This window comes from Acidovorax sp. A79 (assembly GCF_041154505.1).
Classification (GTDB): domain Bacteria; phylum Pseudomonadota; class Gammaproteobacteria; order Burkholderiales; family Burkholderiaceae_C; genus Acidovorax.
Genome location: NZ_AP028672.1, coordinates 618,361 through 631,445, shown reverse-complemented (window position 1 = coordinate 631,445; position 13,085 = coordinate 618,361). Strand labels below are relative to the sequence as shown.

At 69.1% G+C, this 13,085-nt stretch carries 15 protein-coding genes; 10 read left to right on the top strand and 5 right to left on the bottom strand.

Annotated elements, in window-relative coordinates:
* Positions 1-15: 15 nt before the first annotated feature.
* Positions 16-1,107 carry a tartrate dehydrogenase gene (locus tag ACAM51_RS02885; RefSeq protein ID WP_369642676.1) on the bottom strand — a complete coding sequence of 364 codons (1,092 nt, stop codon included), beginning with the start codon at positions 1,105-1,107 and terminating at the stop codon, positions 16-18.
* A gap of 105 nt (positions 1,108-1,212) precedes the next feature.
* On the opposite strand from ACAM51_RS02885, the gene ACAM51_RS02880 reads away from it, so the two are divergent.
* Both ACAM51_RS02880 and ACAM51_RS02875 read left to right on the top strand, forming a co-directional pair.
* Entirely contained in the window at positions 1,213-2,193 is a 981-nt protein-coding gene (locus ACAM51_RS02880) for a LysR substrate-binding domain-containing protein (protein WP_218294679.1), read from the top strand.
* 91 nt (positions 2,194-2,284) lie between these two features.
* The gene (locus ACAM51_RS02875; RefSeq protein WP_369642675.1) at positions 2,285-2,914 is read left to right on the top strand and encodes a DUF1566 domain-containing protein; all 630 of its coding nucleotides are present in this window, start codon (positions 2,285-2,287) and stop codon (positions 2,912-2,914) included.
* A gap of 33 nt (positions 2,915-2,947) precedes the next feature.
* Here ACAM51_RS02875 and ACAM51_RS02870 read toward each other — a convergent pair whose 3' ends face one another.
* Positions 2,948-3,790, bottom strand: a complete 843-nt coding sequence (locus tag ACAM51_RS02870) for an EamA family transporter (protein ID WP_369642674.1) — start codon at positions 3,788-3,790, stop codon at positions 2,948-2,950.
* 127 nt (positions 3,791-3,917) lie between these two features.
* On the opposite strand from ACAM51_RS02870, the gene ACAM51_RS02865 reads away from it, so the two are divergent.
* Positions 3,918-4,823 (top strand): LysR family transcriptional regulator, encoded by a 906-nt coding sequence (locus ACAM51_RS02865; RefSeq protein ID WP_218341046.1) that lies wholly within the window; start codon positions 3,918-3,920, stop codon positions 4,821-4,823.
* 176 nt (positions 4,824-4,999) lie between these two features.
* Here ACAM51_RS02865 and ACAM51_RS02860 read toward each other — a convergent pair whose 3' ends face one another.
* From ACAM51_RS02860 to ACAM51_RS02850, 3 genes are all read right to left on the bottom strand, one after another.
* Positions 5,000-5,308, bottom strand: coding sequence for a hypothetical protein (locus tag ACAM51_RS02860; protein ID WP_218294683.1), 309 nt, complete (start codon positions 5,306-5,308; stop codon positions 5,000-5,002).
* A 117-nt stretch (positions 5,309-5,425) separates the two neighbouring features.
* A complete protein-coding gene (locus ACAM51_RS02855; protein ID WP_369642673.1) occupies positions 5,426-5,974 on the bottom strand; it encodes a GNAT family N-acetyltransferase in 549 nt (182 codons plus the stop codon).
* Entirely contained in the window at positions 5,971-6,588 is a 618-nt protein-coding gene (locus tag ACAM51_RS02850) for a helix-turn-helix domain-containing protein (RefSeq protein WP_218294685.1), read from the bottom strand. The genes ACAM51_RS02855 and ACAM51_RS02850 overlap by 4 nt, the downstream gene beginning before the upstream one ends.
* Before the next feature lie 268 nt (positions 6,589-6,856).
* Here ACAM51_RS02850 and ACAM51_RS02845 point away from each other — a divergent pair, with 268 nt between their 5' ends.
* The 7 genes from ACAM51_RS02845 (at position 6,857) to ACAM51_RS02815 (ending at position 13,077) form a co-directional block, all read left to right on the top strand.
* The gene (locus ACAM51_RS02845) at positions 6,857-7,945 is read left to right on the top strand and encodes a DUF6817 domain-containing protein (protein WP_218294686.1); all 1,089 of its coding nucleotides are present in this window, start codon (positions 6,857-6,859) and stop codon (positions 7,943-7,945) included.
* 103 nt (positions 7,946-8,048) lie between these two features.
* Complete coding sequence (locus ACAM51_RS02840; protein ID WP_218294687.1) at positions 8,049-8,846, top strand: MetQ/NlpA family ABC transporter substrate-binding protein; 798 nt, start codon at positions 8,049-8,051, stop codon at positions 8,844-8,846.
* A gap of 123 nt (positions 8,847-8,969) precedes the next feature.
* Positions 8,970-10,178 carry an N-methyl-L-tryptophan oxidase gene (gene solA / locus ACAM51_RS02835; RefSeq protein WP_369642672.1) on the top strand — a complete coding sequence of 403 codons (1,209 nt, stop codon included), beginning with the start codon at positions 8,970-8,972 and terminating at the stop codon, positions 10,176-10,178.
* 141 nt (positions 10,179-10,319) lie between these two features.
* Positions 10,320-10,811, top strand: coding sequence for a rhodanese-like domain-containing protein (locus tag ACAM51_RS02830; RefSeq protein ID WP_218294689.1), 492 nt, complete (start codon positions 10,320-10,322; stop codon positions 10,809-10,811).
* A gap of 50 nt (positions 10,812-10,861) precedes the next feature.
* Positions 10,862-11,797 (top strand): serine O-acetyltransferase EpsC, encoded by a 936-nt coding sequence (epsC, locus tag ACAM51_RS02825; RefSeq protein WP_218294690.1) that lies wholly within the window; start codon positions 10,862-10,864, stop codon positions 11,795-11,797.
* Positions 11,794-12,066 carry a helix-turn-helix domain-containing protein gene (locus tag ACAM51_RS02820; RefSeq protein ID WP_369642671.1) on the top strand — a complete coding sequence of 91 codons (273 nt, stop codon included), beginning with the start codon at positions 11,794-11,796 and terminating at the stop codon, positions 12,064-12,066. The genes epsC and ACAM51_RS02820 overlap by 4 nt, the downstream gene beginning before the upstream one ends.
* Positions 12,067-12,144: 78 nt before the next feature.
* Positions 12,145-13,077, top strand: a complete 933-nt coding sequence (locus ACAM51_RS02815; RefSeq protein ID WP_218341054.1) for a family 2A encapsulin nanocompartment shell protein — start codon at positions 12,145-12,147, stop codon at positions 13,075-13,077.
* Positions 13,078-13,085: the final 8 nt, after the last annotated feature.

The window sequence follows — 13,085 nt, the reverse complement described above, 5'->3', positions numbered from 1 at the left end:
CGGGGGCAAGTGCGGTCAGGCGGCTTTGCGCGCGGCCGGTGCGCTGCTGATGAGCGCGCACACGGCATCGGTCACCTGCGCCGTGGTGGCCGTGCCGCCCAGGTCGCGGGTGTGCAGGGCGGGGTTGGCGGTGACCTGCTCGATGGCCTGCATCACGGCGCGGGCCGCCTCGGCCTCGCCCAGGTGCTCCAGCAGCATCACCACCGACCAGAAGGTGCCGATGGGGTTGGCCAGGCCCTTGCCCATGATGTCGAAGGCCGAGCCGTGGATGGGCTCGAACATGCTGGGGTAGCGGCGCTCGGGGTCGATGTTGCCGGTGGGCGCGATGCCCAGGCTGCCGGCCAGCGCCGCGGCCAGGTCCGAGAGGATGTCGGCGTGCAGGTTGGTCGCGACGATGGTGTCCAGCGTGGCGGGGCGGTTGACCATGCGGGCCGTGGCGGCGTCCACCAGTTCCTTGTCCCATTGCACATCGGGGAACTCGGTAGCCACCTGCGCGGCGATCTCGTCCCACATCACCATGGCATGGCGCTGCGCGTTGCTCTTGGTGATGACGGTGAGTTGCTTGCGGGGGCGCGATTGGGCCAGGCGGAAGGCAAAGCGCAGGATGCGCTCCACGCCCACGCGGGTCATGATGGAGACATCGGTGGCGGCCTCGATGGGGTGGCCCTGGTGCACGCGGCCGCCCACGCCGGAGTATTCGCCCTCGGAGTTTTCGCGCACGATGACCCAGTCCAGGTCCTGGGGTGTGCAGCGCTTGAGCGGCGCGTCGATGCCCGGCAGGATGCGCGTGGGCCGCAGGTTGGCGTACTGGTCGAACCCCTGGCAGATCTTCAGGCGCAGGCCCCACAGCGTGATGTGGTCGGGGATGTCCGGGTCGCCGGCCGAACCGAACAGGATGGCGTCCTTGCCGCGCAGGGCGTCCAGGCCATCGGCCGGCATCATCGCGCCGTGGGCGCGGTACCAGTCGCCGCCCCAGCCGAAATTCTCGAACGCGAACTGCAGGCCGGGGTGCTGGGCGGACAGGGCTTCCAGCACGCGCTGGCCTGCGGGAATCACTTCCTTGCCGATGCCGTCTCCGGGAATGGTGGCGATTTGGTAGGTGGTCATGGGGTGTACAAAGAACGGTGGTGGATGGCTGGACTTTAGGCCGCCGTGCGCACAGGAAATGCCCTGAAAGTGAATCCATCGTTAACCCTGAGTTAACATGGATGCATGAGCTCCAGCACCATCCAGCCCGCCGAACTGGGCTTTTTCTCCACCCTGGCCGCCAGCCCCAGCCTGAGCGCGGCGGGGCGCGAAATGGGCGTGTCCACCGCCGCCGTGAGCAAGCACCTGGCGCAGATGGAGCGGCGCCTGGGCGTGGTGCTGGTGAACCGCTCCACGCGGCGCATGAGCCTCACGCCCGAGGGCGAACTGCTGCTGGAGCACGCGCGCCGCATCCTGCGCGAGATCGATGCGCTCGATGAACTCATCGTGCAGTCCCGGGCCAGCCCCAAGGGCCTGCTGCGCGTGAACGCCACGCTGGGCTTCGGGCGCATGCACATCGCGCCGGCCATCTCCGACTTCGTGCGGCTGTACCCCGAGGTGGACGTGCAGCTGCAGCTGTCGGTGCACCCGCCGCCGATCACCGACGACGCCTACGACGTGTGCGTGCGTTTTGGCGAGCCGCCCGACGGCCGCGTGATCGCGCGGCGCATCGCGCCCAACCGGCGCGTGTTGTGCGCGGCCCCGGCGTACCTGGACCGCCACGGCAGGCCGCGCGTGCCGCGCGACCTGATGGAGCACCGGTGCATCGGCATCCGCCAGGGTGACGAGGCCTACGGCTTGTGGCGCCTGACCACCGGGCGCGGGAGCAAGGCGCACACCGAGTCGATCAAGATCACGGGCAACCTGACCACCAATGACGGCGAGATCGCCGTGCTGTGGGCGCTGCAGGGCCACGGCATCGTGATGCGGGCGGAGTGGGACGTGAACCGGCACCTGGCGCAGGGCCTGCTGGAGCCCGTGCTGCCGCAGTACCAGACGCCCGCGGCCGACGTCTATGCGGTCTATCCGCAGCGCCACCAGTTTTCCACGCGGGTGCAGACCTTCGTCACCTTCCTGGCGCAGGCGCTGGCGCGGTCGGGCGCGCTGGCGGGCGTGGCACCGGATGCGGGGCCGCAGGCGGGCAGGCGCACCGCGAAGGTTTCTTGATCTGGCGCGGGGCGCGGGGCGGGCCATGCGGTTAGGCTGTGGTCCATCGCGGCCCACGCCCACCGTGGCCGCGCCGCCCCCCATCCAGCACATGACCACACCGTCCCGCCCACACCTTCATCCCGCCGCCTTGCTGGGCGGCGCACTGGCCTTCGCCACGGCCTGTGCCGCCCCCTGGCCCGCGCGGGCGGCCGAGCCCTTGGCCGCCACCGAATGGGCGCTGTCGAAGGATGGCGCGGTGGTCCTGGACCTGCGCGCCCGGCTGGCCTGGCCGCGCTGCGCCGAGGGCATGCAATGGAGCCGCCAGGCCGGTACCTGCACCGGCAAGCCACGGTTGCTGGACCGCGCCGAAGCCGCGGCGCTGGCCAGCGACCGCTGGAAGGCAGAGGGCGTGGCCTGGCGCCTGCCGCGTGCGCCGGAGCTGCAGCGGCTCATCGACCGCACGGCCAGTCCCCCGGGCCTGAACGCCGTGCTGTTTCCGGCGGCCCCCGCGCAGTGGCACTGGTCCGCCACGGCCAATGTGGCCGCGCAACGGGGCAACCCGTACAACTACAACACTGTCATGCAGGGGCGTTCCGGCGACGCGGCGGCCCAGATGGGGGCGATCAATGGCTGGGCGGTGAACCTGTCCACCGGCGAGGCGCGCGGCGATGTGGCCCGCGCCAGCAAGCTGCCGGTGCGGCTGGTGCGCCCGCTCGGCGAGGCCGAAGCGCCGCAGTAGCTGCCCTGGCCGCCCTGGCCGCTCGCACGGCCTTCAGGACGAGAGCCGCACCATCAGCAGCCCCGCGCACACCAGTGCGGCCGAAGCCATGCGCGCCGCGCCCAGGGACTCCTTGAGCATCCAGGTGGAAATCAGCGCCACCAGCAGCACGCTGGTCTCGCGCAGGGCCGACACGGCGCCCATGGGCGCGCGCGCCAGGGCCCAGACGGCGATCCAGTAGGCGCCCATCTGCATCGTGCCGGCCGCGGCGCAGCGCCAGAGCATGGGCGGGTCGACCCGGAAGGCGCGGGGCCCTTTCCACCACAGAACGATGAGCGCCGTGGCGATGCCGTCGCCCAGCGTGAGCACCACCGCGAAGCCGATGGCCGACCCCGCCTGACGTGCCCCCAGCGCATCCACCACCGTGTAGGCGGCGATCAGCACCCCGGTCAGCAGCGCATACCCCACGGCCCGGCGCTGCGTGCCGCCACCCCGCACGAGCGCCAGCGACAACACGCCCGCGCACAGGCAGGCAACGCCCCACAGCGCCCCGGCCCCTGGCCATTCCCCCGCGAACACGGCCGCCCCCGCCACCACCAGCAGCGGCGCCGAGCCCCGGGCGATGGGGTAGACCTGCCCCATGTCGCCGTGGTTGTAGGCAATGGGCAAGGCGAAGTGGTAGGCCGTGTGCACCGCAACGGACAGCGCGAGCAGCGGCCAGCTGGCCGCGGCCGGCAGGTTGACCCATGGCAGCGCCAGCAGGGACAGACCGCTGCCCATGAGCGTGGTGATCGCCATGGCGGTGATGCGGTTGCCGCCCAGCTTGATGGCGCTGTTCCAGCCCGCGTTGAGCGCGGCCGACAGCAGCACGATGAGGAAGACGTCGTTGGTGAGCATGGCGATGGAGGTCCCGGGGGCTGAGTGAGTGCGCGCAGGGGGCCAGTTTTTTTTGATGGGCGAATGATGTTTTTCAGCCAGACATCTGTAAAGTTGAATTTAATGACTATTGAGTTCAGGATTCCTGATGCGAAACCTCAACCTGGACCAGGTCCAGACCCTTGTTGCCATCGCCGACCTGGGCACGCTGGCCGCCGCGGCCCAGGCCCTGCACCTGGCGCCACCGACGGTCAGCCTGCACATCAGTGAACTGGAGTCGCGGCTGGGCGCCGCACTGGTGGTGCGCGGCCGGCGCCAGGCCAGCCTGACGCCGGCTGGCGAGGCGCTCGTGGCCGGGGGGCGCCGCCTGCTGGCCGGGGCCGACGAGGTGGTGGAGCAGGTGCGCCGGCGCGCGCAGGGGCTGGAAGGCCTGGTGCGCCTTGCCACCACGGCGGGCGTGAGCGCGGGCTTGCTGCCCCGCCTGCTGGAGCGGCTGGCCCGTCAAAGCCCGGGCGTGGATGTGAAGCTGGATGTGCTCAGCTCCGCCGAGGCCATGGCCCGGCTCGGCGCGGGCACGCTGGATCTGGCCATCGTCGCGATGCCGCAGGCCGCCGGCCGCGACGTGCAGGTGCGCCCCTGGCGCACGGACCCCATGGTGGCGCTGATTCCGCCCGCGTGGGATGCGCCGGCGCAGGCCACGCCACAGTGGCTGGCCGGCCAGCGCTGGATGTCCTTCGGACCGGCCACGCAGATGTACCGGCTCATCGCCGGCTGGTTCGCGCAGGCCGGCCTGAACCCCCGCCCCCGCATGGAGCTGAACCACCCGCTGGCACTGCGCAGCCTGGTGGGCGCCGGCCATGGCGTGGCGGTGCTGCCGCTGGAGCAGCCCGGGGTGGCGGGCGGCGATGTGGAGCAGGACAACGCGGGCCTGCAGGTGCGCCCGCTGAGCCCGCCGCTGTGGCGGGAGCTGGGGCTGGCGCGGCGGGCGTCGCAGGTGCACGACACGGCCATCCTGGCGGTGTGGGCGGCACTGGAGTCCCTGGCCGTGCCGTGACGGGCACTGGCTGCGCGCTACCGAGCCTTGCCGCCTCCCTCATTCCCGGCCCCTGGTCCGTCCAGGCAGGGGCAGGGGCAGGGGCAGGGGCAGGGGCAGGGGCAGGGGCAGGGGCAGGGGCGGGGCAAGGCAAGGCAAGGCAAGGCAAGGCAAGGCAATGGGCCCCTGAAAGAGGCTTACAGCAGCCGGACCTCGAAGTACGCGCCGTCTCCTTCCCCCAGGTCGCGAAACCCCGCCTGCCGCGCGGCGACGCTGGCTTTGCCCCATTGCTTGATCAAGGCGAGGTCACCGGCCGACACGATTTCGGGTGGCGATTCTTCCAGGCTGGACATGGTGTCCAGGGCCGCGGCGACCTGCGCGGGGCCGCCGAGCTGTTTTTCGAGCTCCCTGGCATAGCGTGCCTCGGCGGCCATGCGCTCCCGGGGTGGCAGCTCTTCAGGGTAGTCGCGCAGGGCGACCGCGTAAGTGGATTCAAGAACTTCCATGGCGCTTCTCCGTAAATGGTTGACTGTATAAATATACAGTTTTGTCGAGCGCGCTGCATGCGGGTTGGTCCGGGGCGGGTGCCGGGGGGCGCTGTCCCTGGAGGGACCGGGGAAAGGTCAGATCCGCTTGCAGAAGAACGTGGTGCCGCAGAACGCGCCGTCCGGCATCAGCGCATAGTCGGGCACCACGCCCACGCGCTGCCAGCCGGCGCGCTCGTACAGGCGCTCGGCGTCGCCGCCGGTCACGGTGTCGAGCAAGAGCACGGTCTTGCCCTCGGCGCGCGCTGCGTCGTCCACGGCGGCCATGAGCTGCTGGGCGATACCCCGGCGGCGGGCCTGGCGGTGCACCAGCATCTTGGCCACGTCGGCGCGGTGGGGCTGGTTGTCGGGCATGGCGGTGGCGAGCTGTACGGTCCCCACGATGTGGCCTCCCGGGGCCTCGGCCACCAGCAGCACGCGTTCGTTGCGGGCCACGCCGTCGGCCACGCCGCTCCAGAACGCGAGGGCCTTGTCGCGCGGCAGCGGCCACATGAAGCTCACCGACGCCCCACCTTGCACGCAGTCGATCAGCACGTCGGCCAGCGCCGGCACGCTCGCGGCCGCCTCGCGGGCGCCCAGGCGCCGGATGGTGACGGCGGGCGAAGGGGCCCGTATGTCGGTGGTCATGGTTTTCTCCTCGGGGTGGGGGATGCGAAGCGGGCAGGCGGCAGGCCCAGCGTGGTGAGCGCCACCAGGTAGCGCGCGGGCCGCGTGCCCGGGTTGTGGAACACGATGGGCTGGTTGAGCTGCATGGCCAGGCAGTCCCCCGCGCCCAGCGCCCAGGTGGTGGTGCCCACGGTCAGGTCCATGCGGCCTTCCACCAGCCAGACCTGCTGGTGGATGTCGGCATCGTGCACGGCCGAGTCGAGGGCGACGCGCTGGCCGGGCGGAAACTCCACCTCCACCAGCTGCAGCGGCGAGGGCGCGGGCGGCGACAGCCGGCGGCGCACATAGCCCGAGGCCGGGTCCTGCCAGCGGGGCTGGTCGGCGGCCCGGATCAGGGGCGAGGGCAGGGCCTCGCCCTCGCCATCGGTGCCGTCCTCGAAGAAGGAGGCGAGTGCCACGCTCAGCCCGACGGCCAGTTTGTCCAGCACGGCGGCCGTGGGGCTGCTCTGGCCGCGTTCGATCAGCGAGATGTTGGAGCGGCTCACGCCGCTGCGCTCGGCCAGCGTGTCCAGTGAGTAGCCCCGGGTGTCGCGCAGCTCGCGCAACCGGCGGGCGATGCGGTGGTTGATGTCCATGGCGGCAGTTTAATGGAAATTTATTCCATAAAACTGGAAATTGGTGGCGGCAAGCTCGCGGATGGGAGTGTCGCAGGATGGGGATGCGTCATATGGGAGACTTTTTGCTTCTGTTTTGATAGCTTGAAGCGTATATCCAGAAAGCGCTGCAGCCATTTTTATCGAATTGATACACCCACGTGGCCTTGGCGGCCCGCGCCAGCCGCGCTGATACTGTGTGTACTTTGCATTTCGATCTGCCAGAACAACCGCCGGAGACATTCAGACCATGACGCTGCCTTTTCACACGCTCGACCCCGACCTGTTTGCCCGTGCCCAGCCACTGCTGGATGAAGAGTGGCTGGCGCGCGACGCCGACCTCGCGCCCGCGCTGCCCACGGTGCTCGCACGCAACGTGGGGCAGGACTGGCACAAGGCGGGCACCTTCCGCCACCATCTGGTGGGCGTGGCGCGCTCGCTCACCGTGTGGCGGCAGCCGCGCGATGTGCGCCTTCTGGGGCTGCTGCACAGCGTGTATGGCAATGCCTTCGTGGACCTGGTGAAGTTCGACCCCGCCCGGGAGCGTGCGCGCGTGCGCGAGATCGCGGGCGAATCGGCCGAGCACCTGGTCTACCTGTTCTGCACGCAGTCGCGCACGCAGTTCGTGCAGCGCGTGCTGGCCGGGCAGCTGGAGCCCGATGGCAGCCTGGCGCTGGAGAAGGACGGCGTGCGCCACGTGCTCACGCCCTACGAGGTGGCGGCGTTCATCATCGTGAGCATGGCCGACACCATCGAGCAGTGGTTCAGCTGGCAGGACGACATCTTTTCGCGCTTCCCCGCGGTGCAGCACCGTCCCCAGCCGGTGCACTGGGCCGCGTCGCTGTGGCCCGGGCCGATGCGGCCGAGCGGACGCATGGTCTCGCAGATCAACGGCCTGGGCCTGGCGCTGCAGCACCCGGGCCTCCAGGGCCTGCTGCCCACGCCGCCCGTGTTTGCCCATTGCACGCAGCCGCTGGCGGCGGCGGACGAGGCGGCGGCCGCCTCGCTGTACTGGTCGGTGATCCAGCAGGACCAGCCGCTGGTGGACCTGGATGTGGCCACCGGGGTGCTGGAAAGCGCGGTCCGTCACAACCCCTGGGTGGGCGAGCCACAGATGGTGCTGGCGCAGCTGTATCTGTCGGCGGGCCGCAGGCAGGACGCCAGGGCGGCGGCGGACAGCGCGCTGCAGCTGTTCAGCGCCTGGGGGAATTCGTGGGACAAGCGGGTGCAGTGGGACGCCTGGGTGGCCTGGACGCGCATTTTGCTTCAGGGCGCGACGGTGGAAGGCACCTGGCCCGAGCGACTGGACAAGCTCAACAACGTCGCGCTGCGAGGGTGATAAACGTTATTCATATTAATTGTAAGAACATAAAAACTTATTCGTTCCTGTTTTATCGGGGAAACCCTAGGATGCCTGCATCTCTTAACGAAAGGTGTCTTCCGTGAACAAGCGCTCGCTGCTGCAAACCACTCTCGCCCTGGCCCTCGCCGCCGGCTTTTCGACCGGCGCCCTGGCGCAGGACAAGCCCCTGAAGATCGGCGTGACGGGCGGTCCCCATGCGCAGATCTTCGAAGTGGTCAAGAAGGTCGCCGAGAAGGACGGCCTCAAGATCCAGGTCGTCGAGTTCAGCGACTACGTGCAGCCCAATGCCGCGCTGTCGGCCGGCGACCTCGATGCCAACAGCTACCAGCACAAGCCCTACCTGGATGCCCAGGTCAAGGACCGTGGCTACAAGCTGGTGCCCGTGGGCTATACCGTCAATTTCCCGATCGGCCTGTATTCCAAGAAGGTCAAGAAGCTCGAAGACCTGAAGGAAGGCGCCAAGTTCGGCATTCCCAACGACCCCACGAACGGCGGCCGCGTGCTGCTGGTGCTGCAGGACAAGGGCCTGATCAAGCTGCGTGACGGCGCCGACCTGAAGGCCACGCCGCTGGACGTGGTGAGCAACCCCAAGAAGCTCAAGTTCGTGGAACTCGATGCCGCCCAACTGCCCCGTTCGCTCGACGACCTGGATGCCTCGGCCATCAACACCAACTTCGCGCTGTCGGCCGGCCTGAACCCGGGCAAGGACGCCATCGCGCAGGAAAACGCCAAGAGCCCCTACGTCAACCTGATCGCCGTGCGCGAAGCCGACAAGGACAAGCCCTGGGTGGCCAAGCTCGTGAAGGCCTACCACTCGGAAGAAGTGCGCAAGTTCATCCAGACCGAGTTCAAGGGTTCGGTGCTGCCAGGCTTCTGATGCTTCCAGCTGCCGGTGCCTGAACGGGCCCCGGGACGGCTTGTCCGCGGGCGTGCCGCACCCTGCGCGGCGCCATGGTGCCGCCCGGCCACCTGCTGCCGGTGCTGATCATCGGATCGTTGCATGGCACATTTCGACAGTATCGTCGTCGGCCTCGGGGCCGTGGGCTCCGCCACGCTGTATCAGCTGGCGCGGCGCGGGGCCAGGGTGCTCGGGCTGGACCAGTTCCAGCCGCCGCACAGCCTGGGCTCCTCGCACGGCCAGACCCGCATCACCCGGCTGGCGGTGGGCGAGGGCGACGAATACGTGCCCCTGGTGCGCCGCTCGCACGAGATCTGGCGCGAACTGGAGGCCGCGACCGGCCAGCCCATCTACACCCGCACCCACGGCCTGGTGCTCGGGCCGCGCGATGGCGCGCCGCTGCACCAGGGACGCCGCCTGGACTTCGTGCACAACACCATCGAGATCGCGCGCCGCCATGGCATAGACCACGAGGTGCTGGACCATGCCGACCTGCGCCGGCGCTACCCGCAGTTCCAGCTCAACGACCACGAATTCGCCTACTGGGAGCGCGACGCCGGCTTCGTGCGGCCCGAGGCCGCCATCAGCGCCCAGTTGCAACAGGCCCAGGTGCATGGCGCCACGGTGCAGACAGGGGTGCGCGTGACCGGCCTCGCGCGCGAAGGCGGGCACCTGCGGGTGGACACCACGCAGGGCCGCCACAGCGCCGGGCAGGTGGTGCTGGCTGCGGGCCCCTGGCTCCCGGGCCTGCTGGGCGAGGAGCTGCGGCATGCCTGGGCACCCCGGCTGGCGGTGTACCGCCAGGTGATGTTCTGGTTCGACGTGGGGGCCGCCAGGCCCTCGTTCGAGCCCGGGGTGTTTCCGGTCTTCATCTGGACCTTTCGCGACGGACCGGACGACTCGATCTATGGGTTCCCGATCGCGGATGCGGGCGCGCCGGCCTTCAAGGTGGCCACCGCGCAGTACCTGGAGACCACCACCCCGGACACCGTGGACCGCACCGTGGCCGATGCCGAGAAGCACAGCATGCTGCAGCGCCACGTGCTGCCGCGCTTTGATGCCCCGGCCGCCCGCTGCACCGACGCCCGCGCCTGCCTGTACACCGTGACTCCCGACCACGGCTTCGTCGTCGACCGGCTGCCCGGCTGGCCAGGCGTGCACGTGGCCTCCGCCTGCTCGGGCCATGGCTTCAAGCACTCGGCCGCCGTGGGAGAGGCCCTGGCGCAGCAGGTGCTGGACCTGCTGGAGCGCCTGGATCTGCGGCCCTTTGGCCATGCCCTGCACGGGTTGGCAGCCACAGGGTTTGCCTGAACAAACTCAAGGATGTTTTGGTTTTATAGAAACCAAATTTTATTCTTTTGGGTTTTATGAGAAGGGTTCTAGAGTGAACACATTGTTCACGGCAGCCCCGCCCATGAGGGCTGCGAAACCCTAGCCTCAAGGACCCCTGCCATGCTTTCATCCGCCATCCAGGACACCCAGGACGCTGTGCTCGCACACGAATTGGAATCTGCCCGCTCGGTCGCACTGGCGTCCGGCCTGCCCTATGCGGGCGGCGTTGCGCCCACCGTGGCGTGGAAACTCGTCCTGGCCGGCGATGCCGTGCTGGTGGACGTGCGCTCGGCCGAAGAGCTGAAGTTCGTCGGCCAGGTGCCGGACAGCCTGCACGTGCCCTGGGCCACGGGCACCGCCCTGCAGCGCAACCCGCGCTTCGTGCGCGAGCTGGAGGCCCGCCTGGCCAGCCACGGCGGCAAGGAGGCCACGGCGCTGCTGCTGTGCCGCAGCGGCAAGCGCTCGGCCCTGGCGGCCGAGGCGGCGGCCAAGGCCGGCTTCACCCGCGTCTTCAACGTGCTCGAAGGCTTCGAGGGCGAGATCGATGGCCACAAGCAGCGCGGCCATGCCGATGGCTGGCGCTTTCACAACCTTCCCTGGATCCAGGACTAGCCCCGGGGCACGGCCCGCCTCCACGACTGAACCACAGCTTCCCTTTCCCCATGGCCGTCTTCAACATCGAACCCATCGTGCAGTCCCTGCACGCCGTGCGCCGCGACTGGCGCAGCCTGCAAAAGCGCTCCCAGGAGCCGGGCGGGCGCGAGTTCCCATCGCGCGACGCGCTGGCCGATATCGTCGACAAGCTCAAGGGCGTGCTGTTTCCCATGCGCCTGGGCCCACCCGACCTGCGCCAGGAGAGCGAGGACTTCTACGTCGGCCACACGCTGGACGCCGCCTTGCATGCGCTGCTGGCGCAGATCCGGCTGGAGTTGCGTTATGTGCTGCGCCACCAGCCGGTGGAAGAGCAGAACATCGAAAAGCGCGCCGTGCAGACGGCCCGCAGCTTCGCCACCTCGCTGCCCGAGATCCGCAGCCTGCTCGACAGCGACGTGCTGGCCGCCTACCACGGCGATCCGGCCGCGCGCAGCGTGGACGAGGTGCTGCTGTGCTACCCCGGCATCCTGGCCATGATCCACCACCGCCTGGCGCACACGCTGTACCAGCTGGAGCTGCCGCTGCTGGCGCGCATCGTGGCCGAGCAGGCCCATGCGCAGACCGGCATCGACATCCACCCCGGCGCGCAGATCGGCGCGGGCTTTTTCATCGACCACGGCACGGGCGTCGTGATCGGCGAGACCGCGGTGATCGGCGAGCGCGTGCGTGTCTACCAGGCCGTCACGCTGGGCGCCAAGCGCTTTCCCACGGACGAGGATGGGCACTTGCAGAAGGGCCAGCCACGCCACCCGGTGGTGGAGGACGACGTGGTCATCTACGCCGGCGCCACCGTGCTGGGCCGGGTGACGCTGGGGCGCGGCGCCACCATTGGCGGCAATGTGTGGATCACGCACGACGTGCCCGCGGGCGGCAACGTGACCCAGGCCCTGTCGCGCCACAACGGGCACCACGACGGCGACGAACCCAGGGTGGGCGTGGCATGAGTGAGGTGCTGGTACGCAGTTTCGGCACGGCCGTGCGGCGCCTGCGCGAGGCGCGCGGCTGGTCGCAGGAGCAACTGGCCGAGCATGCCGACCTGAACCGCTCCTATGTGGGCGAGATCGAGCGGGGCCGCGCCATTGCCTCGCTGGTCACCATTGACAAGCTCTCGCAGGCCCTGGGCGTGAGCAGTGCCACGCTGCTCGGACATTGCGACGAATTGAACAGCGCCCATGTGCTGAAAGGCACGCGATTGGCGGCTATAGCATGTTGAAGCGATAGCGGGGGAATCCGACACTGGCTGGGAATCGAAACCTGTTCGTTTACCAACCTTTCTGATACGGAGCCTCACATGACGGCAACAGTGGGCGGCACGACCGCCCTGGGCGACAACGCAGCGCGGCAACTTGCCAACGCGACCAAGACCACCGCACAACTCTCGACCATCTCGCCGCGCTGGCTCACGCACCTGCTGCAGTGGGTGCCGGTGGAGGCAGGCATCTACCGCCTCAACCAGGTCAAGAACCCCGAGCTGATCAAGGTCACCTGCACCGCCCGCGAGGAAGAGAACCAGTTGCCGCGCACCTTCGTGGACTACGAAGAGAACCCGCGCGAGTTCTTCCTGAATGCCGTGAGCACCGTGCTCGACGTGCACACCCGCATCTCCGACCTGTACAGCAGCCCGCACGACCAGATCAAGGAACAGCTGCGCCTGACGATCGAGACGATCAAGGAAAACCAGGAGAGCGAGCTCATCAACAACCCCGACTACGGCCTGCTGGCCCAGGTGACGGAAGAGCAGCGCGTGTTTCCGCTCACCGGCGCGCCCACGCCGGACGACCTGGACGAGCTGCTCACCAAGGTCTGGAAGGAGCCCGCCTTCTTCCTGGCCCACCCGCTGGCGATCGCCGCCTTCGGCCGCGAAGCCACGCGCCGTGGCACGCCGCCGCCCACGGTGAGCCTGTTCGGCTCGCAGTTCATCACCTGGCGCGGCATTCCGCTGATCCCTTCGGACAAGGTGCCCGTGGCCGACGGCAAAAGCAAGATCCTGCTGCTGCGCGTGGGCGACAAGCGCCAGGGCGTGGTCGGCCTGTTCCAGCCCGGCCTGCCGGGCGAGCAGAGCCCCGGCCTGTCGGTGCGCTTCATGGGCATCAACAACCATGCCATCGCGTCCTACCTGATCTCGCTGTACTGCTCGCTGGCCGTGCTCACGCCCGATGCGCTGGCCGTGCTGGACGACGTGGAGATCAACAAGTACCACGACTACCCCGACACCTACAAGTAAAGCGGCCG

Bases quoted from the DNA above. Each gene is read 5' to 3' on its own strand.
- ACAM51_RS02855 (WP_369642673.1), bottom strand. From the start codon at position 5,974: ATGACCACCGACATACGGGCCCCTTCGCCCGCCGTCACCATCCGGCGC.
- ACAM51_RS02885 (WP_369642676.1), bottom strand. From the start codon at position 1,107: ATGACCACCTACCAAATCGCCACCATTCCCGGAGACGGCATCGGCAAG.
- ACAM51_RS02850 (WP_218294685.1), bottom strand. From the start codon at position 6,588: ATGGACATCAACCACCGCATCGCCCGCCGGTTGCGCGAGCTGCGCGAC.
- ACAM51_RS02880 (WP_218294679.1), top strand. From the start codon at position 1,213: ATGAGCTCCAGCACCATCCAGCCCGCCGAACTGGGCTTTTTCTCCACC.
- ACAM51_RS02860 (WP_218294683.1), bottom strand. From the start codon at position 5,308: ATGGAAGTTCTTGAATCCACTTACGCGGTCGCCCTGCGCGACTACCCT.
- solA (WP_369642672.1), top strand. From the start codon at position 8,970: ATGGCACATTTCGACAGTATCGTCGTCGGCCTCGGGGCCGTGGGCTCC.
- ACAM51_RS02815 (WP_218341054.1), top strand. From the start codon at position 12,145: ATGACGGCAACAGTGGGCGGCACGACCGCCCTGGGCGACAACGCAGCG.
- epsC (WP_218294690.1), top strand. From the start codon at position 10,862: ATGGCCGTCTTCAACATCGAACCCATCGTGCAGTCCCTGCACGCCGTG.
- ACAM51_RS02845 (WP_218294686.1), top strand. From the start codon at position 6,857: ATGACGCTGCCTTTTCACACGCTCGACCCCGACCTGTTTGCCCGTGCC.
- ACAM51_RS02870 (WP_369642674.1), bottom strand. From the start codon at position 3,790: ATGCTCACCAACGACGTCTTCCTCATCGTGCTGCTGTCGGCCGCGCTC.
- ACAM51_RS02820 (WP_369642671.1), top strand. From the start codon at position 11,794: ATGAGTGAGGTGCTGGTACGCAGTTTCGGCACGGCCGTGCGGCGCCTG.
- ACAM51_RS02865 (WP_218341046.1), top strand. From the start codon at position 3,918: ATGCGAAACCTCAACCTGGACCAGGTCCAGACCCTTGTTGCCATCGCC.
- ACAM51_RS02830 (WP_218294689.1), top strand. From the start codon at position 10,320: ATGCTTTCATCCGCCATCCAGGACACCCAGGACGCTGTGCTCGCACAC.
- ACAM51_RS02875 (WP_369642675.1), top strand. From the start codon at position 2,285: ATGACCACACCGTCCCGCCCACACCTTCATCCCGCCGCCTTGCTGGGC.